This is a genomic window from Roseobacter sp. HKCC-CH-9351 (assembly GCF_037830295.1).
Lineage (GTDB): Bacteria > Pseudomonadota > Alphaproteobacteria > Rhodobacterales > Rhodobacteraceae > M30B80.
The window spans coordinates 211542-231778 of record NZ_JBBLYM010000001.1; the positions used below are offsets into that span (position 1 = coordinate 211542).

The 20237-nt window shown below is 56.4% G+C and carries 26 protein-coding genes, 1 tRNA gene and 1 other RNA gene; 13 read left to right on the forward strand and 15 right to left on the reverse strand.

Translation table 11 applies throughout. From position 1 onward, the window contains the following. Positions 1 to 29: 29 nt before the first annotated feature. From AAC632_RS01090 to AAC632_RS01105, 4 genes are read right to left on the reverse strand one after another with little or no spacing between them, the layout of a single operon-like run. The gene (locus AAC632_RS01090) at positions 30 to 1037 is read right to left on the reverse strand and encodes an endonuclease/exonuclease/phosphatase family protein (protein WP_340298525.1); all 1008 of its coding nucleotides are present in this window, start codon (positions 1035 to 1037) and stop codon (positions 30 to 32) included. Further along, positions 1038 to 1730, reverse strand: a complete 693-nt coding sequence (locus AAC632_RS01095; protein WP_340299847.1) for a molecular chaperone DjiA — start codon at positions 1728 to 1730, stop codon at positions 1038 to 1040. Positions 1731 to 1790: 60 nt separating this feature from the next. Continuing rightward, positions 1791 to 2270, reverse strand: a complete 480-nt coding sequence (locus tag AAC632_RS01100) for a GNAT family N-acetyltransferase (protein ID WP_340298523.1) — start codon at positions 2268 to 2270, stop codon at positions 1791 to 1793. A 33-nt stretch (positions 2271 to 2303) separates the two neighbouring features. Further along, the gene (locus AAC632_RS01105) at positions 2304 to 2921 is read right to left on the reverse strand and encodes a VOC family protein (protein WP_340298522.1); all 618 of its coding nucleotides are present in this window, start codon (positions 2919 to 2921) and stop codon (positions 2304 to 2306) included. Between the two features lie 111 nt (positions 2922 to 3032). On the opposite strand from AAC632_RS01105, the gene AAC632_RS01110 reads away from it, so the two are divergent. From AAC632_RS01110 to AAC632_RS01130, 5 genes are all read left to right on the forward strand, one after another. Continuing rightward, entirely contained in the window at positions 3033 to 3626 is a 594-nt protein-coding gene (locus AAC632_RS01110; protein WP_340298521.1) for a 5-formyltetrahydrofolate cyclo-ligase, read from the forward strand. 10 nt (positions 3627 to 3636) lie between these two features. Next, complete coding sequence (locus AAC632_RS01115) at positions 3637 to 4449, forward strand: TIGR00282 family metallophosphoesterase (RefSeq protein WP_340259917.1); 813 nt, start codon at positions 3637 to 3639, stop codon at positions 4447 to 4449. Positions 4450 to 4533: 84 nt separating this feature from the next. After that, positions 4534 to 6315: an SLC13 family permease gene (locus AAC632_RS01120; RefSeq protein ID WP_340298520.1), complete on the forward strand. Its 1782-nt coding sequence runs from the start codon at positions 4534 to 4536 to the stop codon at positions 6313 to 6315. Positions 6316 to 6327: 12 nt separating this feature from the next. Continuing rightward, positions 6328 to 6714, forward strand: a complete 387-nt coding sequence (locus AAC632_RS01125; RefSeq protein ID WP_340298519.1) for a hypothetical protein — start codon at positions 6328 to 6330, stop codon at positions 6712 to 6714. 80 nt (positions 6715 to 6794) lie between these two features. After that, a complete protein-coding gene (locus tag AAC632_RS01130; RefSeq protein WP_317655546.1) occupies positions 6795 to 7535 on the forward strand; it encodes a YebC/PmpR family DNA-binding transcriptional regulator in 741 nt (246 codons plus the stop codon). Between the two features lie 60 nt (positions 7536 to 7595). Here AAC632_RS01130 and AAC632_RS01135 read toward each other — a convergent pair whose 3' ends face one another. Both AAC632_RS01135 and AAC632_RS01140 read right to left on the reverse strand, forming a co-directional pair. After that, positions 7596 to 8303 (reverse strand): HAD hydrolase-like protein, encoded by a 708-nt coding sequence (locus AAC632_RS01135; RefSeq protein WP_340298518.1) that lies wholly within the window; start codon positions 8301 to 8303, stop codon positions 7596 to 7598. 149 nt (positions 8304 to 8452) lie between these two features. After that, the gene (locus AAC632_RS01140) at positions 8453 to 9382 is read right to left on the reverse strand and encodes a DMT family transporter (RefSeq protein ID WP_340298517.1); all 930 of its coding nucleotides are present in this window, start codon (positions 9380 to 9382) and stop codon (positions 8453 to 8455) included. 1 nt (position 9383) lies between these two features. Between AAC632_RS01140 and AAC632_RS01145 the strand changes: the two genes are divergently transcribed. Then, positions 9384 to 9641 carry a hypothetical protein gene (locus AAC632_RS01145; RefSeq protein ID WP_340298516.1) on the forward strand — a complete coding sequence of 86 codons (258 nt, stop codon included), beginning with the start codon at positions 9384 to 9386 and terminating at the stop codon, positions 9639 to 9641. A gap of 205 nt (positions 9642 to 9846) precedes the next feature. On the opposite strand, the gene rpoH is transcribed toward AAC632_RS01145, so the two are convergent. Continuing rightward, entirely contained in the window at positions 9847 to 10740 is an 894-nt protein-coding gene (rpoH, locus tag AAC632_RS01150; RefSeq protein ID WP_340298515.1) for an RNA polymerase sigma factor RpoH, read from the reverse strand. A gap of 280 nt (positions 10741 to 11020) precedes the next feature. On the opposite strand from rpoH, the gene AAC632_RS01155 reads away from it, so the two are divergent. Next, on the forward strand, positions 11021 to 12607 hold the full coding sequence (locus AAC632_RS01155) for a gamma-glutamyltransferase family protein (protein WP_340298514.1): 1587 nt from the start codon (positions 11021 to 11023) through the stop codon (positions 12605 to 12607). Here the strand turns inward: AAC632_RS01155 and AAC632_RS01160 are convergent. After that, positions 12604 to 13635, reverse strand: a complete 1032-nt coding sequence (locus tag AAC632_RS01160) for an RluA family pseudouridine synthase (protein WP_340298513.1) — start codon at positions 13633 to 13635, stop codon at positions 12604 to 12606. The two genes, AAC632_RS01155 and AAC632_RS01160, sit on opposite strands and share 4 nt — an antisense overlap. Here AAC632_RS01160 and AAC632_RS01165 point away from each other — a divergent pair. Further along, positions 13634 to 13963: a DUF6476 family protein gene (locus AAC632_RS01165; protein ID WP_340259909.1), complete on the forward strand. Its 330-nt coding sequence runs from the start codon at positions 13634 to 13636 to the stop codon at positions 13961 to 13963. The two genes, AAC632_RS01160 and AAC632_RS01165, sit on opposite strands and share 2 nt — an antisense overlap. Positions 13964 to 13984: 21 nt before the next feature. On the opposite strand, the gene AAC632_RS01170 is transcribed toward AAC632_RS01165, so the two are convergent. Further along, positions 13985 to 14061: transfer RNA gene (locus AAC632_RS01170), tRNA-His, on the reverse strand. Positions 14062 to 14201: 140 nt separating this feature from the next. Here AAC632_RS01170 and AAC632_RS01175 point away from each other — a divergent pair. Further along, a complete protein-coding gene (locus AAC632_RS01175) occupies positions 14202 to 14390 on the forward strand; it encodes a DUF6324 family protein (protein WP_317655555.1) in 189 nt (62 codons plus the stop codon). On the opposite strand, the gene AAC632_RS01180 is transcribed toward AAC632_RS01175, so the two are convergent. Next, positions 14391 to 14855 carry an MmcB family DNA repair protein gene (locus AAC632_RS01180; RefSeq protein ID WP_340299848.1) on the reverse strand — a complete coding sequence of 155 codons (465 nt, stop codon included), beginning with the start codon at positions 14853 to 14855 and terminating at the stop codon, positions 14391 to 14393. It abuts the gene before it with no gap. 90 nt (positions 14856 to 14945) lie between these two features. On the opposite strand from AAC632_RS01180, the gene ssrS reads away from it, so the two are divergent. Further along, positions 14946 to 15101: non-coding RNA, 6S RNA (gene ssrS / locus AAC632_RS01185), on the forward strand. 9 nt (positions 15102 to 15110) lie between these two features. On the opposite strand, the gene AAC632_RS01190 is transcribed toward ssrS, so the two are convergent. From AAC632_RS01190 to nrdR, 5 genes are all read right to left on the reverse strand, one after another. After that, positions 15111 to 15428: a hypothetical protein gene (locus AAC632_RS01190; RefSeq protein WP_340298512.1), complete on the reverse strand. Its 318-nt coding sequence runs from the start codon at positions 15426 to 15428 to the stop codon at positions 15111 to 15113. A 111-nt stretch (positions 15429 to 15539) separates the two neighbouring features. Beyond that, positions 15540 to 16037 (reverse strand): transcription antitermination factor NusB, encoded by a 498-nt coding sequence (nusB, locus tag AAC632_RS01195; protein WP_340298511.1) that lies wholly within the window; start codon positions 16035 to 16037, stop codon positions 15540 to 15542. A gap of 106 nt (positions 16038 to 16143) precedes the next feature. Then, on the reverse strand, positions 16144 to 16734 hold the full coding sequence (locus tag AAC632_RS01200; RefSeq protein WP_340259907.1) for a riboflavin synthase: 591 nt from the start codon (positions 16732 to 16734) through the stop codon (positions 16144 to 16146). A 175-nt stretch (positions 16735 to 16909) separates the two neighbouring features. Beyond that, positions 16910 to 18019: a bifunctional diaminohydroxyphosphoribosylaminopyrimidine deaminase/5-amino-6-(5-phosphoribosylamino)uracil reductase RibD gene (ribD, locus tag AAC632_RS01205; protein WP_340298510.1), complete on the reverse strand. Its 1110-nt coding sequence runs from the start codon at positions 18017 to 18019 to the stop codon at positions 16910 to 16912. Positions 18020 to 18025: 6 nt separating this feature from the next. Beyond that, positions 18026 to 18493, reverse strand: a complete 468-nt coding sequence (gene nrdR, locus AAC632_RS01210) for a transcriptional regulator NrdR (RefSeq protein ID WP_317655566.1) — start codon at positions 18491 to 18493, stop codon at positions 18026 to 18028. A 277-nt stretch (positions 18494 to 18770) separates the two neighbouring features. On the opposite strand from nrdR, the gene rpmB reads away from it, so the two are divergent. The 3 genes from rpmB to AAC632_RS01225 all read left to right on the forward strand — a co-directional run bounded on the left by rpmB (position 18771) and on the right by AAC632_RS01225 (position 20118). Next, complete coding sequence (gene rpmB / locus AAC632_RS01215; RefSeq protein ID WP_340254438.1) at positions 18771 to 19061, forward strand: 50S ribosomal protein L28; 291 nt, start codon at positions 18771 to 18773, stop codon at positions 19059 to 19061. Positions 19062 to 19146: 85 nt separating this feature from the next. Further along, entirely contained in the window at positions 19147 to 19584 is a 438-nt protein-coding gene (locus AAC632_RS01220) for a hypothetical protein (protein WP_340298509.1), read from the forward strand. Between the two features lie 48 nt (positions 19585 to 19632). Next, complete coding sequence (locus tag AAC632_RS01225; protein WP_340298508.1) at positions 19633 to 20118, forward strand: copper chaperone PCu(A)C; 486 nt, start codon at positions 19633 to 19635, stop codon at positions 20116 to 20118. Positions 20119 to 20237 lie beyond the last annotated feature (119 nt).

Here is a 20237-nt window from a genome sequence, read left to right on the forward strand (position 1 = left end):
AGGCGCAGATTTCCTCTCAGGGCGCCAAGTTAAAGGTCAAGATCAACCACAACGGGGAAGTGATCGGATGCCACCAACAGCGCTGTGCGCAGATCAATATCCGCATAGCAGGCGGCATCCTCGAACGGATGCCAGATGCGCCACTGCCCCCGTTTTGCGCGCAAATCGGGGCTAACCATGATGTAATCTAGCAGCGCTGACAGATAGCGTTTTTCCTCTGGGATATAAAACCGCGCGCTGGTTTGTGTTGCCGCAGTCAGGCTTTGCAACGCGCGCGCGGCATGCGGATCAAACAATTGTTGCGCCCGCGGCAGATCGCAGCCCAAAACAACCTCAAGCGAGGAGCGCCCAAACAGTTTTTCATATTCATCCAAACCTGGCCCGTCATTGAAATCGCCCATCACAATCAAGGGATCACCTGCGGCTAAATGGTCATCAACACGGGCACGCAACCAGATCGCTTGGGCCAGTTGTTTGCGCCGATTGGCGATGGCGAGGCGCATCACCTCCTCGGGGCTACGAGCCCCATGCGGGGCTTTGGATTTCACATGAACACCGATCATGCGCATTGCGCCTTTGGCGGTTGTTACTGCGACCTCAAGCGGCGGCTTGGAAAAGCCAATCACATCGGCGCGCGCATCAATATCGAGATCAATTCGGAATTTTCCGTCAAACCGCGGCGCGGCCTCGCTTGCTGCGGGATCATGGTGCACATCCATCTGATCAGGATCATACAAAAGCGCAATTTGCTGTTGTGTGTCGTTATCAAACCCTTTGATAGCCTTACGGCAGCGCAACTCAAATCGGGCCGCAAAATTTTCAAGGGCACGCACTGTGTCGCGGGATTTCTTGGTGTCTGGGGCTTCGATGATCATCACCGCATTGGCATCTAGCTCGATGAAAACCCGCCCCAAGGCCCGCACTTGATCCGCGCGGGTGATTTTATAGCGCGATGACCATGTGCCATCTTCAAGCAAGCTGCCATCATCCGAAAACAGCGCATCAAACCATTCGACATTGTAGCTGGCGAAGCGCATCTATCCCCCCTGTCGGGTCTGGGATTTTACAATCTCGTCATAGGCGCGGTTGATCGCCGCCATTTTATGAGCAGCAAGGTTAACCGCTTCGGGTGGCACGCCACGGGCCTGCATCTGGTCTGGGTGGTTTTCCCGCACAAGCGCGCGATAGCGGCTGCGAATATCCTCTGCACTGGCCTCAGGGGATATGCCCAAAATTGCAAAAGGGTCTTGTGGCGCATCTGGGATAAATGTTGCGCGCAGGGCCGAAAACCGCGTAGGCGAAATTCCAAAAATCTCGGCAACTCGCGCCAAAAATTCATCTTCAGCGGGGTGATAGTGACCATCGGCTTGGGCGATATGAAACAGACCTGAAAGCAGATCCTCTAAAATTGGCGCGGCGGGCTCAAACATCCGTGCGATGCGGCGCGCGTAATCCTGAAATCCTGCTACATCCTCGCGCGCTAGGTTGAAAACACGCGCAGCGGCGGCAGTATCGGCCGCAGGAATATGGAACACTTGCCGAAAGGCTGCGACCTCATCACGGGTGACATGACCATCCGCCTTGGCCATTTTTGCCCCAAGCGCGATGACTGCGATGGTAAAGGCCACACTGCGCTCGGGCGGACGGCGCAGGCGCTCGAACAGAACCGAGAGGCTTTCACCACGGGCGAGGGCGGATATGGCATCCGTTATTTTGGCCCAGATCGACATGGGCCTAGCCATAGCTTGTTTGGCAGGGCTTGTCAGAGTTTTTTGGGCTTTTGCCACCACTCAAAGATCTTTCTGCATCAAGACCAGATCGTGCCAGCGTTCAAATTTCCACCCCATGCGCGGCATCCGCCCCGTTTCGGTATATCCCATCGATTTATGGAATTTCTGCGCGATGTCATTTTCGCCACCAATACCCGCAACGAAACGCGCGATGCCTGCCTTTCGCCCTTCGTCCTCAAGCGCCGATAGGAGGCGGGGGCCGAGCCCGCATGCGCGCGCCGATGGGGCCATTAAGATCGTATGTTCTGCGATAAACCTATAACCATCCCCCCCACGAAACGGGCCAAAGCGCGCGAACCCAATGACCCGCGCCCCTTCGACCATCACAAGCGCGCATTGATCGGTGAGAATATGTTCCACATCTTCAACCGTCTTGAGCGTGATTGTGAATGTATAGGCCGTGTCACGGATCACATGGTTCCAGATCTCAAGGATCGAAGGAATATGTGCGGCACGGGCGGGACAAATTTCTAGGGTCATTTTGAAGGTGTCGATTGTTGAGAGAACCAAAATTTAAAGAACCACAGTGCCAGTTTCGGTCGCAAGCGTTACGGAAATCTTAGGCGCGTCCGCCTTGGCGATAGACAGGCGGGTATCCGCAAAAAGAGGCGCAAGCGCGGCCCGAAGCGCCTCTGCCTGTGGCGTTTCTAGCGCGAGCGCCTCAAGCCGCACCCCAACCTCATTTAGGCGCGTTGCAGGATGGCCGCCCGATTGCCATTCGATCAGCGCAGGGAACAGGCCATCAAACGGCAAAATCCCATCTTCAGGGATCGTCATGCGCCACCGCAGATCACCACGGCCCAAATTCCAGACCTTGCCCACAGGAAAGGGAATTTGCGCTAAAACAGCGTCCAAATCTGTCACTGCGCAGACCCAAGACCGCGCCCGCGGCGCGCCAGAGAACCGATCCAAATCAAACCAACGCGGTTGCGAAGGTGCGGGAATGTCTGGGCACGGGGTAATCAGTTCCAAATATTCCGAAGGCCCAAGCCCAATCAGGCGATTATGAGTGCCCATATCCATATGCTGACCGCCGCCTTGAAAGGTCAGGCCATGGGCCGCGGTCAATTCTGCCTCAGCGCTAGCCAAGTCTTCTGCGGCGATTGCCACGTGATCTAATACCATCATCATCTTCAAGTCGCCTTTATGCAGGGTTATGGTCGCGCGCAAACATCCTTGCGCTCTTGCACAACCTTATGATCGTGTTGAATGAAGATTTCGGCGCAAAGGCAAGAGGCAAAAATGACAACCCCGGATGACAAGGCGCTCTTGCGCAAATCTGCCTTCGCCGCGCGTAAATTGGCCCATACCGAATTAGGGCCTGCGCCTGAGGCCGCGACCGCGCGACTTTTGGCTGAAATCGGGCCAGTCGAGGGGGCAATCATCGCCGCCTACATGCCCATCCGCACGGAAATAGACCCCCGCCCTGCAATGGCACGTTTGGGGCAGAAAAATCGCCTCTGCCTTCCCGTAATCGTGGCCAAGGATGCAGCGCTGCTGTTTCGAGAATGGGCTTATGATGGCCCGTTGATCACGGGGGACTTTGGCGCAGAAATCCCGCCAGAAGGGGCAAGCCTGATCCCTGATATCGTCATTGTTCCTTTGGTCGGTTTTGACGATCATGGTCAGCGCCTTGGGTATGGAGGCGGGTTTTACGACCGCAGCCTAGAAGGTCTGCGCGCAGCAAAGCCTAATTTGCGCGCGATTGGCTTTGCCTATAGTGCCCAACGATTTGGCGGCTTGCCCGTTGAGCCAACAGATCAACCCTTGGATGTGGTCGTCACCGAAAGCGGCCTCCACCATGCTGCGCTTGCGCAAAACACCAAAGGGGACTAGGGGTTTCCCCATGAAATGCCTTTTCTTAGGAGATGTGATGGGCCGCGCGGGGCGCGCCGCCATCACCACCCATCTGCCGCGTCTGCGCGAAGACTGGAAACTTGATTTCGTTGTTGTGAATGGCGAGAACGCCACTTCGGGCATGGGACTGTCGGGTGGGCATGCGAAAGATATTCTGGCGGCTGGGGTTGATTGCATAACTTTGGGCGATCATGCGTTTGATCAAAAGGATATGTTTGGCTTTATCGAAAATGAGCCGCGCGTGATACGGCCCCTGAATATCTCGAAAGCGGCGCCTGGACAGGGCGCGCGTATTTTCACAGCACCGGGTGGGCGCAAAGTATTGGTTGCGCAGGCCTTGGGTCAGGTGTTCATGAAACACCCCTATGATGATCCCTTCTCAGCCCTTGATCCGATCCTAAAGTCGCATCCTTTGGGCGGCATGGTGCAGGCGGTCATTGTGGATTTCCACGCTGAAGCGACATCCGAGAAGATGGCCATGGGCCATTACTGCAATGGCCGCGCGAGCCTTGTTGTAGGCACCCACACCCATGTGCCGACCGCAGACACGATGATCTTGTCAAATGGCACCGCCTATCAAACAGATGCGGGGATGTGCGGCGATTATGACAGCGTGATCGGGATGGATAAGGCCGAACCGCTGCGCCGTTTCTTGACCCATATCCCAAAAGAGCGTTTTAGCCCCGCCCTCGGTGAGGCGACCCTATCAGGGATATACATTGAAACCGATGACCGCACAGGCCGCGCCACTGTCGCGCGCGCGGTGCGGGTCGGCGGCAAGCTGTCTCAGGCAACTGCGTGAATAGGGTGCTTGCGCTCTCCTGATCAGATGGGGAAGATGGGGCTGTGGGCGGGCTGACCTTGGCCTGCACAAGCGAGGGTGCCAATGCTAGACTTGGGACTGACACCAACGGGTGAGGCGATTACAACCCTGATCATTTTGGTTGGGATGTTCATCCTATTCCTGCGCGAGACCTACCCGACCGAGGTGGTGGCCATTGGTGTCGTTGGCCTGCTCCTGATCACGGGTCTTTTGCCCTATAGTGATGGTTTGGCGGTTTTGTCGAACCCCGCACCATGGACAATTGCGGCCATGTTCATTGTCATGGGGGCTTTGGTGCGAACAGGGTCGCTTGATCGGGTGACGCGTTTGGCGGAAAGCACGGCCAAAACGCATCCGAAATTGGCGGTGACGCTGTTGCTTGGTTTTGCGGCTTTGGCCTCGGCCTTTATCAACAACACGCCCATTGTGGTCATCATGATCCCGATTTTCGTGCAGGTCGCGAAAATCCTCAAACAATCTGCGTCTAAACTTTTGATCCCGCTTTCATATGCCGCAATCATGGGGGGCACGCTGACATTGATCGGCACATCAACCAATCTTTTGGTCGATGGGGTGGCGCGCAGTCAGGGATTAGAGCCTTTCACGATTTTTGAGGTAACCCCGCTTGGCCTTGTCGTGGTCGCATGGGGCATGATTTACCTTGCCTTAATCGGGCGGCATCTGCTGCCTGATCGCGCCTCTATGGCCACGCTTTTGGGCGGCAATCGGGCCAAAATGAAATTCTTTACCGAAGTGGCCATTCCAGAAGACAGTGCGCTGATCGGGCAAAATGTCACCGAGGTCGAGCTGTTTACCCGAGACGGGGTGCGTTTGATTGACGTTTTGCGCGGGGATGCCTCGCTGCGGCGCAACATGGACGGGGTCACGTTACAGTTGGGCGATCGCGTGGTTTTGCGCACCGAGATGGCCGAGCTGTTGGGGATGCAAAGCTCAAAAGAGCTGCGCACGATTGATAAGCTGTCTTCGGTGGAAACCACCACTGTTGAGGTTCTGATTACACCTGGGTGCCGCATGGTGGGCCGATCCCTCGGGTCTATGCGCCTGCGGCGGCGCTATGGCGTTTACCCATTGGCAGCGCATCGGCGGAACCAAAATATCGGTCGGCAATTAGATGATTTGGTCGTGCAAGTGGGCGACACCCTGTTGTTGGAGGGCGATCCCGCCGACATCCAACGCCTTGCAGCTGACATGGACATGGTCGATGTCTCAACCCCGTCCGAACGCCCCTATCGCCGCGAGAAAGCTCCAATCGCGCTGTTGGCTATGGCAGGCATCGTGGTTTTGGCCGCGCTGAATTTGGCCCCTATTTTGCCCTTGGCCGTCTTAGCCATGGCCGTGGTTCTGATTGCACGCTGCATTGACGCAGAGGAAGCGTTCTCTTTTGTCGAAGGGCGGCTTTTGGCTTTGATTTTCGCCATGCTGGCTGTTGGCGCAGCGCTTGAACACACGGGCGCCATCGAGCTTTTGGTTGGCAGTCTTGCCCCTTGGCTTGAAAATGTGCCGCCCGTGGTTCTGATTTGGACAATCTATTTCATCACAACACTTCTGACGGAACTGGTGTCCAATAACGCAATCGCCGTGATTATGGCCCCGATTGCCATCGCACTTGGGCAGACGATCGGGGTGGATCCGCGCCCCTTGGTCGTGGCGGTGATGATTGCAGCCTCTGCCTGTTTTGCGACACCGATTGGATACCAGACCAATATGCTTGTTTACGGGCCTGGGGGCTATCGCTTTACCGACTATCTCAAAGTGGGTATCCCTTTGAATATATCCTTAGGTGTCGTGGTCTGTTTGACCATTCCTCTGCTTTGGCCACTGTGAAAAGGATGGTTCTTGATCACACGCAATTTTGCACTTGTGCCTTTGGTTTTTGCGCTCTGTGCTTGCGCGCTTTCCCAAGTGAACCCAAACCCTACGGACATCCGCCTTTCGCGTGGTGACCTAGAGGTGCGAATGAGTGATGGAACGACCTGCACCGTAACCGCGCCCGAAGGGGATGTGACGCTGTGGCAAGGGGCGCTTGAGGGCTGCCCTGATGGCTTTGGCTATGTGGTTGAGATTGACCCGCGCAGCAATATCTTGCGCCGCGTGGTCGAATTGGTGGTCAAATCCGTGGCACCCGAAGCCAAGCTTCCCCCGGTGGCAAGCGTGACCATCACCGATGCGCGGGGCCAGACCTACGAATTTGTATCACCCCGCCCCGTTGCCCCCATTCGCTGATCATCCCGAAAGCCGCGCTTGCGCAATCTGGGCCGCAGGGCTAAAACCCCGCGCGAGTTTCAAACACAAGGACGCATGCCATGGCAGGCCATTCAAAATGGGCGAATATTCAGCATCGCAAAGGGCGGCAGGACAAGCTGCGCTCTAAGCTGTTTTCTAAGCTGGCAAAGGAAATCACCGTTGCCGCGAAGATGGGCGACCCCGATCCTGATAAAAACCCACGTTTGCGCCTTGCCGTGAAAGAAGCGAAGTCAAGCTCGGTGCCGAAAGACGTGATTGAGCGCGCGATCAAGAAATCGCAAGGCGGCGATGCGGAGAATTACGAAGAAATCCGTTACGAAGGCTATGGCCCCAATGGCGTTGCGGTCATCGTAGAAGCCATGACAGACAACCGCAATCGCACCGCATCAAATGTGCGTTCGACCTTTAGCAAGAATGGCGGGAATTTGGGCGAAACAGGGTCGGTTTCCTTTATGTTCGACCGCAAAGGTCAGGTCAGCTATCCCGCCTCTGCAGGGGATGCGGATAGCGTCATGATGGCCGCAATTGAGGCCGGGGCCGAGGATGTCGAAAGCAGCGAAGATGGTCATATCATCTGGTGCGCCGACACCGACCTGTCGGATGTTTCGACCGCCCTTGAAGATCAATTGGGGGAATCGGAAAGCACCAAATTGGTCTGGCGCCCCCAGACGACAACACCGCTTGATCTTGACGGGGCGCAGAAGCTGATGAAGCTGATTGATGCGCTTGAAGATGATGACGATGTGCAAACCGTCACAGCGAATTTTGAAATTCCTGACGAGATCATGGATCAACTGTGATCTGACCTGCCCGCATGAGAATTAAAAAAGGCTGGCCATGTGGCCAGCCTTTTTTGCACCTTATTCAGCGGCGTGTTGGCCCTGCCCGTCAGCGCTGGGTCTGACCAATTTTGTAATATCCAAAACATGCAGCAAGGGCAGGTCAGCAGGAAATTCGCCCTCTTCGGCCAAACGGCTGGGAAAGCCCACCACATGGCACCCCGCATCTTGCGCGGCATAGGCCGCGGCACCGCGATCAACGATTACCAAAACCTTGTTTGCTGGAACCTCTAGCGCCCTGATGCAGCTTTGCATGGCCTCAGGATGGGGGGCGTGGCGGGTGACATCGCCGCGCAGGATCACAGCGTCAAAGGAAATTCCTTCGCGGGCACGGGCCGTTGCCCCCAAAAGCGCGCGCACAGGCATCAAATCCGAGCGCGAGACAAAGCCAAGACCCCGCCCCCCATGGGCCGCAGCACGCAGCACATCGCGCACACCCGAACGCAAGTGAATGTTCTGAGCCAGTTTCGCTGCAAAGATTTTCTGGTGGGTCGCATCAAGTGCATCAGCACGATGATCTTCACCATGCAGCGCCGCATAGGCCGCTGCCAAATGACGATGCCCTACCTCATGGGTCAGGGACGCATATGTTTTCCATGACCAGAACCAATCTAACCCATGGATACGAAAGGCCGCGTTCCACGCGGCAAGGTCAAGCTCTGCACAATCGGCCAATGTGCCAAGCCCACCAAAAATCACCGCACCATAGCCCTGCAACCAGTCAGACATTCACCGCAACTCCTTTGGTTTGACTGAAGCAGATCAATGTAAAGGAACAATGAAATGGTCGCCCTTTCTGCATTGCAGCGTGGCAGGTTGGTGCGCGCTTGTGCAAAAAACAAGCGCGATGCCCAAGAAACAGGCAATCCAAAATTCACCTACTTTGTTTGCGGCACCGCTGGCGTGATTTGACGGCGATTCAAGACCGCTTCGCGCCATGTGATAAAGGAAATAGAGCCAATGATAATCGCCCCACCTAAAATCACATAAGGATCGGCCGCCTCGCCAAACACGACCGCCCCCATCGTGGTCGCCCATACAAGTTGAAGGAAGGTCACAGGCTGCGTGACAGTCAAAGGTGCAGCTGCAAAGGCCAAGGTCATTGTGTAATGTCCAGCCGTGGCGAAACAGGCCACAAGGAACAGCCAAAAAATCTGTTCCCATGTGGGTGTGATCCAAACCGCAAAAGCAAAGGGGGCAAGGCCGATGGTCACTGTGACCGACAGCATCCCAACCACCACTGCTGCATCAACCCGATCTGCCATGATCTTGGCGACCAAATAGCCGCCTGCAAAAAACAGGGCCGTGAAAATCATCGCGGAATGCCCCATCGATAATTCGCGAAAGCCCGGGCGCAAGATCACAAGCGCCCCAACAAAGGCCAAAAGCACCGCAAGCGCGCGGCGCAGCGCCATACGCTCGCCCAAGAAAAGCACTGCCATAACAGTGACATAAACAGGGTTCAGATAGTTCATCGCCGTCACTTCAGCGATGGGGATTTGCGTCATCGCATAGAACCAACAAATCACGCCCAAACTGTGCAACACGCCCCGCAAAGAAAACAGCGCCAGATCCCCCCGCGTCAGGCGCGCGCGCAAAATGGGGCGGATCATCGGGATCAAGAAACCCAAGCCTAAAATATAGCGCAAAAAGGCGGATTGTGCGGGCGGGACATCACTGCCAACATGTTTGACCAAGGCCGTCACTAGAACGAAACAGAGGCCCGTCAACAGCATCCACGCCATCCCAATCACGGGGCGCGTGGCTGTTTCTTTTTTGAGGCGTGGGGTGGTCGTCATAGCGCGCATGATGCGCCAATCTCAAAAAACCACAAGCCGCCCTTTGTCGATTTCAGGTGTAGCACGCTATAGTTTGCCCCCGATGGAAATTGTCGCCTGCGCAAGCCCCGCAATGGTGCGCAATTATCCAGAGGCAGCCATCCTAAAGGCCCCCCGTCTGGTCACCGCGCCAAAATCATCTCTGCCCGATATTTGGGCCAAGGCACATTTTGGTAATAAGCATGATGCGTTTGGCCCTGCGCGGATCATGCCCTCGCTTGGGGATTGAGTGATTGGCGCACAATTGGGCCTTGGCTGGGTCGCGGCCCCACATGACATGCTCAAAGGCCCCCTTGAAACCGGCAGTTTGGTGCAAATAGGCAGCGGCAGAGCGCGGGCCGAAAAACCATTTTACTGGCATCTTCAACAGCGACTTGAAGAGGCGTTTACCTCCCTCATCACAGCCCTGAACGCAGAACCCGCCTGAACGCAGGTTAGGCGGGAATGATCCCGCCCTTAACGGCCAGTTCACGCATTTTCTTTTGCAGCTTTTCAAAGGCACGCACCTCGATCTGGCGCACGCGTTCGCGGCTGACATTGTATTTTCCGGACAGTTCCTCAAGGGTGACAGGCACATCTTGTAGGCGGCGCTGCGCGAGAATCTCACGCTCGCGCTCATTCAAAACTTCCATGGCCTGCTCCATCAAGGCCATACGGCTTTGATACTCATCCCGCTCGGCGTAATCTTCGGCTTGGTTAGCATCCTCATCTTCAAGCCAGTCTTGCCATTGCGTGGCACCCTCGCCATCGCTGCCAATCACCGCATTGAGCGAGGCATCCCCGCCCGACAGGCGGCGGTTCATTGAGATCACTTCATCCTCAGTCACACCCAAATCTGTGGCGATTTTGGCGACATTCTCGGGGCGCAAATCGCCCTCCTCCAACACGCCGATACGGGCCTTCGCCTTACGCAGATTGAAGAACAGCTTTTTCTGTGCTGATGTCGTGCCAAGTTTTACAAGACTCCAAGAGCGCAGGACGTATTCTTGGATCGCCGCGCGGATCCACCACATCGCGTAGGTGGCGAGACGAAACCCTTTTTCGGGATCAAAACGTTTGACTGCCTGCATCAGGCCCACATTGGCCTCAGAGATCACCTCGGCCTGCGGCAAGCCATACCCACGATACCCCATCGCAATTTTAGCCGCCAAACGCAGATGCGATGTGACCAATTGATGGGCCGCTTCGGTATCTTGATCTTCCACCCAACGCTTGGCCAACATGTATTCTTGTTCGGGCTCAAGCAGGGGGAATTTGCGAATTTCCTGCAAATAGCGGTTCAACCCCTGTTCGGGGGAAGGTGCTGGAAGATTTGCATAGCTGCTCATAAGCATGTGATCCCTGATGTTCGTCTTAATTTGCACGATTTTTTTAAGAAACCGTGAATGTAACGATGATTAACTTCACCTCAGATGGGAATTTTTATTCCCCATTCAAGGGGAAGCGTGCACAAAGACCCTAGGCCTACCCCCGCAACGAGCAGCAAACAAGGCATACTGCCGTTATTTATAGCAAAGCTCACGCGGATATGATCGCAATGCGCCCCACCCCTTGTCACGAGGCAGCCGCGACATAAGCTAAGGCTCAACGCGTGACGAGGGACAAACCATGCTTAACACCACACAAGGATTTCGGGGCGCCGTGACAGCCCCCCATCATTTGGCCGCACAGGCAGGTCAGGATATTCTCGCCGAGGGCGGCAGCGCCGTTGAAGCGATGGTGGCCATGGCCGCAACAATCGCCGTGACCTATCCGCATATGAACGGGATCGGCGGCGATGGGTTTTGGCTGATCAAACGCAAAGATGCCCCTGTGCAGGCGATTTTTGCAGGGGGCCACTCTGCTGCGTTGGCAAGCCAAGCATGGTATGAGGCGGCAGGTTTCACCGATGCAATCCCCACCCGCGGCGCCAAGGCCGCGTTGACTGTTCCAGGATCAGTGGATGGGTGGCGCGCCGCGCTCGAAGCCGCTCCAAGCGCTACCCCCCTGCCCCTGTCTCGCCTTCTTGAGCATGCGATCTATCACGCAGAAGCAGGCTTTCCTGTCAGCAACAACCAATCCCAGTGCATCGCAGATAAGATTGACGGGCTGAAAGATGTGCCTGGATTTGCGGATACCTATCTGTTTGGCGGCGCAATCCCTGTTGCAGGTGCGCGGTTTACACAACCTTCTTTGGCGGCAACGCTGCGCCAGATCGCACAAAAGGGCATTAAAGATTATTATCACGGCGATTTGGCCAAAACCCACGCGGCCTTTCTTGAGGCTCAAGGCAGCCCTTTGCGTCTTGAAGATTTCACCGCATATAGCGCCCGTGCTGTGACACCGCTGTCGGTCAAGACATCAAAAGCCATGCTTTACAACATGATCCCACCCACCCAAGGGATGTCATCACTGATGATTTTGGGGATTTATGATCGCATCCAAACATGGGCCAAAGAAGGGGTCGCGCCTATTCACGCCCTGATCGAAGCCACGAAGCAGGCCTTTATTCTGCGCAATCGTGAATTGGGTGACCTCAGCGCCATGCGGCAACCGCCGGAGACGTTCTTACAAGATCAGGTGCTAGACGATCTGGCAGGGGAAATTGACCACAAGCGCGCATTGCCATGGCCCTATGAGCCAAAGAACGGTGATACAATCTGGATGGGGGCCAGCGATGCTGAAGGCACATCAGTGAGCTTCATCCAAAGCGTCTACTGGGAATTTGGATCAGGCCTGACCTGCCCCGACACGGGCGTGTTTTTCCAAAACCGTGGTGCAGGCTTTGGTATGGGCAATGGCCCGAACCAAATCGCGCCGCGCAAAGTGCCATTCCATACCCTCAACCCCGCAATGGCCGTGTTCGAAGACGGGCGGGTCATGGCCTATGGCACGATGGGCGGCGAAGGGCAGCCACAAACCCAAGCGGCGATTTTTGCGCGCTATGCCTATCTGGGTCAGGAGTTGCAGCAGGCGGTTACCGCGCCGCGATGGCTGTTGGGGCGAACATGGGGCGATGCAACGACCTCTCTGAAACTCGAGGCGCGGTTTGACCCTGGCTGGATCACGGCCCTCTCCGATATGGGGCATGAGACAGAAATCTTACCCGATTACAGCGATTTGGTTGGTCATGCGGGCGCTGTTGTCACCCATGTGGACGGCTTGGTTGAGGCCGCGACCGACCCCCGCGCAAATGGTTTGGCCTTGGCGCGCTAAGCTAAGGTTGCCTCAAGGCGGGTGACGAGGGTTGCCATATCCTCGGGCAAACCCGCCTCAAAGCGCATCCATTCGCCACTGGCAGGGTGTGCAAAGCCAAGCGAGGCAGCGTGTAGCGCCTGACGCGGAAATTGGTTCACGGCACCCGCAAGCTCGGGCCCAAGCAGCTTTTCCGAAACCCTACGCCGCCCGCCATAGACGGGGTCCCCCACAAGCGCGTGACCTGCATGGGAAAGATGCACGCGAATTTGATGCGTGCGACCCGTCTCTAGCCTGCATTCAATCAAGGCCAAGGCATCGTGATAGCTTTGCAAGGGTTTGACACGCGTCACGGCGTGACGCCCCCCTTGGAACAGAACCGCTTGACGTTGACGGTCAGTTTTATGGCGCGCCAATTGGGTGGTGATCTTTAGGATATTACCATCCTCAAAACTTGTGCCACGCACACCGCGCAGGCGGGGATCAGCGGGGTCAGGGCTGCCATGGCATAGCGCGATGTAATGCCGCTCGGCACTATGGGCGGCGAATTGGTCGGCCAGCCCATGATGCGCACGATCTGATTTCGCAATGACCAGAAGGCCCGATGTGTCCTTATCGATGCGATGCACGATGCCTGGCCGCTTTTCGCCGCCCACCCCAGATAAATTGCCGCCAAAATGATGCAGCAGCGCATTCACAAGCGTGTGGTCAGGACTGCCTGGTGCGGGGTGGACAACCAAACCTGCGGGCTTATTCACCACAATCAGATCGTCATCCTCGTAGCAAATATCAAGCGGGATATCCTGAGGACGGGTTTCCACCTCTGACGCCTCGGCCACACGAATGGTGACCTGATCGCCCTCAACAACACGCGCGCGGGCATCTGTGATTGTTGCGCCATTGATCGCGACATCCCCTGCCGCAATCAACCGGGCAAGGCGGGATCGGCTGAGCGCGGCTTCTTCTGGCACATCGCGGCCAAGTGCCTTATCAAGACGAGGTGCAGGCTCTGGCCCAATCTCGAAACTAATGATGCGGAGTTCCGCCATGAACACGCCTTCCTCAGGTGACGATCCCCAATCTGCCGCGCTGCCATCCCATCTGGTCTGGCTGCAGCGTATAGTTTGGGTTTTGACCCTTGTGATGATCTTGGGCCTGATAACGGTGGTTTCGGTTTTTGTCACCCGTTTCCCAAAGCCCGCGCAAAATGAAATCACCCTTCCAACCGACCTTACCCTGCCCGAAGGGATCACAGCAACGGCCGTGACCTTTGGCGATGGGTGGATTGCGGTGGTCGATCAGGGCGCGCAGATCATTGTGTTTGACGCGACCACCATGGCCGAAATCGGACGGTTGGAAATAACAACCGCGGACTAACGACAGACTGGCAGATAGAGATGGTACCGCCTCCCCGGCTTGAACGGGGGACCTCTGGATCCACAATCCAGCGCTCTAACCAACTGAGCTAAGGCGGCACTGTCGGCGGAAATAGCCCCCTCGCGCCGCGATTGCAAGGGGTGGATGACGCGGATATTGTCATTCATGGCGCAAAGGATTAGGGCCTTTGCCGCAAGGGGCAATGCATCCGTGCCTTTTGTCATCTGGAGAGGAAGAGATGAGTATCAATAGCGAAAGCGATATCGCCGCGAATCTACAGATCGGGCCAACAAGCCTTGGGATGGTGCGCATCTATGTCGAGGCCGAAGGTGTCGACCTTCCGCTTGATTTCGATCCTGACGAGGCAGATGAGATCGCCGAAGAATTGCGCCTCGCCGCCGAAGCCGCACGCAAATCGCGCAAATAATCAATAACGCCCCATCGGGTCGCGCATCCGCGCCAAGCGCCGCGCGGCAGTCTGCGCCAGATCATGCGTGATCTTTTTGCGCCGCGCGGGGGCCAGTTTCACCTCTGGCCCCATGCGGATCACTTCGGCATCGTAATCATCCGCAAAGATCAGCCCAGTATCCTCGGGCAGAATTTCGGTTGGGAAATCGGCATCAACCGCCCAGAAATAGCGGTCACACCATTCGAGGTAGCCGTCCCATTTGCCGTCACTGCGAAAATCAGCCACGCCTGATTTGCACTCGATAATCCAAATTTCACCTTTGGGCCCAAGTGCGATGACATCAACGCGCTTGCCCCGTTTGGGGCAAAACTCCTCCAATGTGGTGAAACCAAGCCGCGCAAAATGCCGACACACCCCCCGTGCAAGACGTTGGCCTGCAGTCATTAAATCGGACGGGTGCGGATCAGAGGCAGTCATAGCCATATGATTGGAACAAATACGGAACAAAAGCAAGGCTTGGGTTGATCCCGCCCCACTTGTCGAAAGCCACGGAAAGACCTAAGTGAAGCGGTGACGGTTCTGCGCCATTCGTATCTGTGGCAACATTCCGGTGGCCTTAATCATTTCCGAGGGAGCTGGCTCTGTCACGGCCCTGGTCGCGTTACCTGGCACCCACCTGTATATGCAGGCTCTCGGGAATTACGCCTCTACGGTGGATGCGGTTCCGTCACCTCAGCCTTAAACTTTGCCGCGCTTATCCTCTCGGATACGAACGGGAATTGGCTGCATCTCGGGGGTAAAGGCCCGATCACGGCGACCCTGATCGCCTTTGTCATCATCGGATAGGGTCATAATGCGATACCCGATTTGCGCCGAACCGAAGGTGATGGTGCAAAAGATATAGAGCATCACAACGGCAAGAACCCCATCGGCGCTGTTCAGAACCAAATGACGCAGATTGGCAAGGTTGAACCCCAACAGCATCGCAACAAAGGCAAAGGCAATCACGGCACCAATGGCCGCATGGCGTAGAATGAAACGGATATTTTCTGGCATCTCGCACCTCCCTTTGCAGGATAATTTGGGATTCCCTAAAAAGAGGTTAGCGCAAAGAAACGCCAGTGCAACTGCGTTTCCTGCGACAGATCGGCCGCATGGCTTTAGCGGTTAAAACGCTTCGGGGCGTGCTTCGCGGGCGATATGATCTAGCACGGCGTTCACGAATTTTGGTTCGCGCCCTTCGGGAAAGAACGCCCGCGCAATATCAACAAATTCCGTGATGATGACCTTGGGCGGTGTATCAGACCCAACCAACTCCGCCCCAGCCGCGCGAAACAAAGCGCGCAAGGTGGGATCAATGCGGTCAATCGGCCATTTTGCAACCAAGGCACGATCGGTCATTTGGTCGATCTTGGCCTGACGCGCCACAGCATCCTCAAGAAGCTGGGTGAAGAGGTCGATATTGCCCTCAGCCATTTCTTCACCATCCAGAACCGCACCAAAGCGATGCGACTCGAATTCGCGGCGCACGGCATCCACGCTTTGGCCAGAATGCTCCATCTGGAATAGGGCTTGCACCGCGTATAGACGGGCTGCCGATTTCATCTGCCGCGCATTTTGTGGGGCAGTCGCTCGGCTGGGGGTGTCATCTGACGGGGTGCTCATCGGGCTTGTATCAATCCTTGGGGCGCGGCATCTCGCGCGCGCATCATCTGTCATAAGTCGCGCCGCATCTAAGGTGCTTCGCGCGGCGCGTCAACGCAGAGAGGTGTTAACCTTTCCAATCCTGCAATCGGGCGACGTAGCGCGCGAGCATATCAATCTCGATATTCAGGCGCGCGCCCACCGCCATTGCCCCCCATGTAGTGACGGATTTCGTGTGGGGGATCACATTCACACCGAACACATCGCCTTCCACTTCGTTCACCGTCAACGATGTGCCATTCAGCGCGACCGATCCTTTTGGCGCGATAAATCCGGCCAAATCGCGTGGCGCGCGAAACCGCATACGGGTGGATTGGCCTTCGTCATACATTTCAATCAGTTCAGCAACGCCATCCACATGGCCCGAAACGATATGGCCCCCCATCTCATCACCCAAGCGCAAGGCCCGCTCAAGGTTGATGTGATGCCCCTCGACCCAGTCCGAAATCGTGGTTTTCGACACGGTCTCGGCCGAGATATCGACCGCGAACCAATCCTCACCCAATGACACAACCGTCAAACAAACGCCGTCACAGGAAATCGAAGCCCCGATATCAATGCGTGTCGTGTCATAATGCGTAGAAATGCGCGCACGCAAATCCCCGCGCGGCTCTAATGCCGTGACCGTTCCGATATCTGTGATGATGCCAGTGAACATCGGCCTGCCTTTCGTTTGAGACCCTCTTTGTCCCTCTGCCTAGCGCCGCCCCTACCTTAGAGCAAGAGCGCGCCCAAAAGCTGCGCCAAATTTGTGCCACAATTTAGCCCTACTGCAACCAACATCTGAGCGTATGATTTTTGTGGGATCGCCTCAATCGTCTGCGCAAAGCGTTTTAGACGCGCGACCATTGGCTGATAATATCCGCCCCAACCGCATGATGGGTAAGGCGCGAGAACCGTGGTGCAGCGGCAAGTTCAGAAATCCCTAAAGCACCAAGCGCGGGCTTCCCCTCGGCACCAATCAGGCTGCCTGCGGAAAATACGCTAAGACGATCCACCAAATCCGCCGATAATAGACCTGCGGCCAAAGCCCCCCCGCCCTCGCAGAAAACGGAGGTCAGACCTACATCCCCCAACGCCTGCAATGCGGCGTTCAACTCAAGATGCCCCCCTTGGGACTGGGCAAGCGAGATCAAATGCGCCCCTGCCTCGCCCCAATAGGCACAGGCCTCATGCGAGGCGTCTTGGCCATGGACAAGCCAAAGCGGCGCCTTCACGATAGAGGCTTGCAAGCGCCCCCCACGCGGCAAATCTAACCTGCGCGAAAGGATAACGCGCAACGGCTGATGCGGGCTGCCAATGTCGCGCAAGGTGAGGTCAGGGTCATCGGCCCGCGCTGTGGCGGCACCGATCATCACAGCATCATGGCAGCCACGCATGACATGGGTCATACGCCGCGCCTCAGGGCCCGTGATCCAGCGGCTTTCGCCACTGGCCGTTGCGATGCGGCCATCAAGCGTTGTTGCCAGTTTCAAATGCACCAAGGGCCTGCCGCGTGTCACACGCATGAAAAACCCTGCATGGGCCTGCGCAGCTTCGGGCGCGGCAATATCGGTCGTCACAGATATACCCGCGTGACGCAGCCGCGCGATGCCCTGCCTTGCGGTGCGCGGGTCGGGATCATCTTGGGCGATGACCACACGGGCCACCCCCGCCTCAATCAAGGCCATGCTGCAAGGCGGGGTTTGGCCGTGATGATTGCACGGCTCAAGCGTAACATAGGCAGTCGCCCCCCGCGCGCCTTCCCCCGCTTGTGCCAAGGCTTGCGTTTCGGCATGTGGCCGGCCCGAAGGTGCGGTCACGCCCCGCCCGATGATCACGCCATCTTTAACAATCACACAGCCAACAGCAGGGTTTGGCCAAGTGCGACCTTGCCCGCGCTGTCCGAGTGTCAGCGCGGCCCGCATGAAGCGTAAATCTTCTTCCTGCGAAGCCGCGATCATTGCGGCTTACCCCTCAGGAGGGATCGGCGGGCGCAATTCAGCAACGAAATCTTCGAAATCATCCGCAGCTTGGAAATTCTTATACACGCTCGCAAAGCGCACATATGCGACTGTATCAATCCGCGCGAGGCTTTCCATCACGATCTCACCGATGGTTTTCGATGGAATATCCGTGTCGCCGATACTTTCCAAACGCCGCACAATGCCAGAGATCATTTGATCAATCCGTTCAGGCTCGACCGGACGCTTCTGCATAGAAATACGAATGGAGCGTTCAAGCTTATCGCGGTCGAAATCTTCGCGCTTACCATTGGTTTTCACGACCACCAAATCGCGCAGTTGCACCCTTTCATAAGTGGTGAACCGTCCCCCACAACCTGGGCAGAGCCTACGGCGGCGGATGGCGACATGGTCTTCGGCGGGGCGGCTGTCTTTGACTTGGGTGTCAACATTTCCGCAAAAGGGGCAACGCATGGTGGTTCCTTATCCCTGCTCAATATCCTGCATCTGGATGTTAGTTATCCACAGCCAGTCTAGGGGAATCAATAGGGATTGGGTAGAGGCAGGTTCAAACTACTGCATTTTGCGACAAAACTGCGCTTTACAAGATCTCGGACGGATGCAGAAATCTTGCCGATGAATCGCTTGACACCTGCGGCGAAGGCCCGTATCCCCTCGCGAGATTAAGGGGCGTGAAGCCTTCCGCGCCCTTTTATAATTATACACCGTTCTTATGACGAGGATGATCCAAATGTCACGCGTCTGCGAATTGACTGGCAAGGGGCCGATGTCTGGCAACAATGTCAGCCATGCCAACAACAAAACCAAGCGCCGCTTCCTGCCGAACCTGACGGAAGTGAATTTGGGCTCTGAAATTCTTGATCGCAGCTTCAAACTGCGTATTTCCAACTCTGCTTTGCGCACCGTTGATGCGCGCGGCGGGTTGGATGCTGTTCTTCTGCGCGCGAAGGATGACGTCTTGTCGCCCCGCGCCTTGAAGATCAAGCGCGAGATTGCCAAAGCGCAAGCTGCGCAAGCCTAATCATCGCTTATCGAGATCTTGACCTTCGCGGGTTAGGATGCTGCAAGAAACGCCCCCAACCCTTGGTTGTGGGGTGTTTCGTTTTATGCGGCAGCGCGACACCATCGCGCAGGGCCAGACATTATCTTTTGTGGTTTTGATTGGCGCCATGACACGCAAGGCTACCAATTGGCTGATGACAGCGCTGATTGCGCTGACGGCGCTAACGAGCAGCGCCCATGCCATGGCGCGCGGTCAAATGGTTTGGGGCGACTTAACCACATTGTGCCTCGGGGCCGAGCAGGTCTGGATCGTCACCGATGCGCAAGGCTTGCCGCTTCTGGATCAAGACGGCACGCCTGTCGCGCACAAACACGCCTGCCTTGATTGCCATCTGGCCCATACTGCCCCGTTGATCCTAAGCCCCGATTGGCAGGCTAATGCAAGCTATCATAAATTTGACCAGACACGCGAAGCTCCCACCCTAATTGGAGCCTCTCTCCCCCGCCACAAACAGGCCCGCGCACCCCCCATCCTTCTGTGAATTCAACCCTATTGAATTTCAACACAGATCTGGATGGAGATATCCAAAATGAAAAAACAGTTTTTCCTCGCGGCAGCCCTAAGCGCGCTGCCCTCTTTTGCGTTGGCCGATATGGTCGTCAGCGATGCCTATGCCCGCAGCACAGGCCCCTCGGCCCCCACAGGTGCGGCCTTTATGCACATCACCAACGACACGGGCCAAGATGACGTCATCACAGGCGTGATGTCAGATGCGGCTGCCAAAGTCGAGCTACACACTCATATCGCCGATGGGGATGGGGTGATGCGTATGGTGCATGTCGAAGAGGGGTTTCCCATTGCAGCAGGCGAAACCATCTTCCTAGAACGTGGCGGCAAGCACGTGATGTTCATGGGGCTGAGTGCACCGATGGAAAATGGTGCTGAGATCGAAGTGACGTTCACCTTCGAGACAGCAAGCCCGCTGACAGTGACTATCCCCGTTGATCTTGATCGTATGCCCGCAGGCCATACCATGAGTGGCCACGGGTCGATGGGCGAAGGCCATAACAACTGATCTCACAAACCCGCGCGAGCTGGGCTCGTGCTTGCGCGGGTTTATCATCTGAGCCCCCTTTCCTATTGGCCCGCCTTGCGCTATCTGACCGCTTACTGCACGCATAGCCTAGGGCCAAC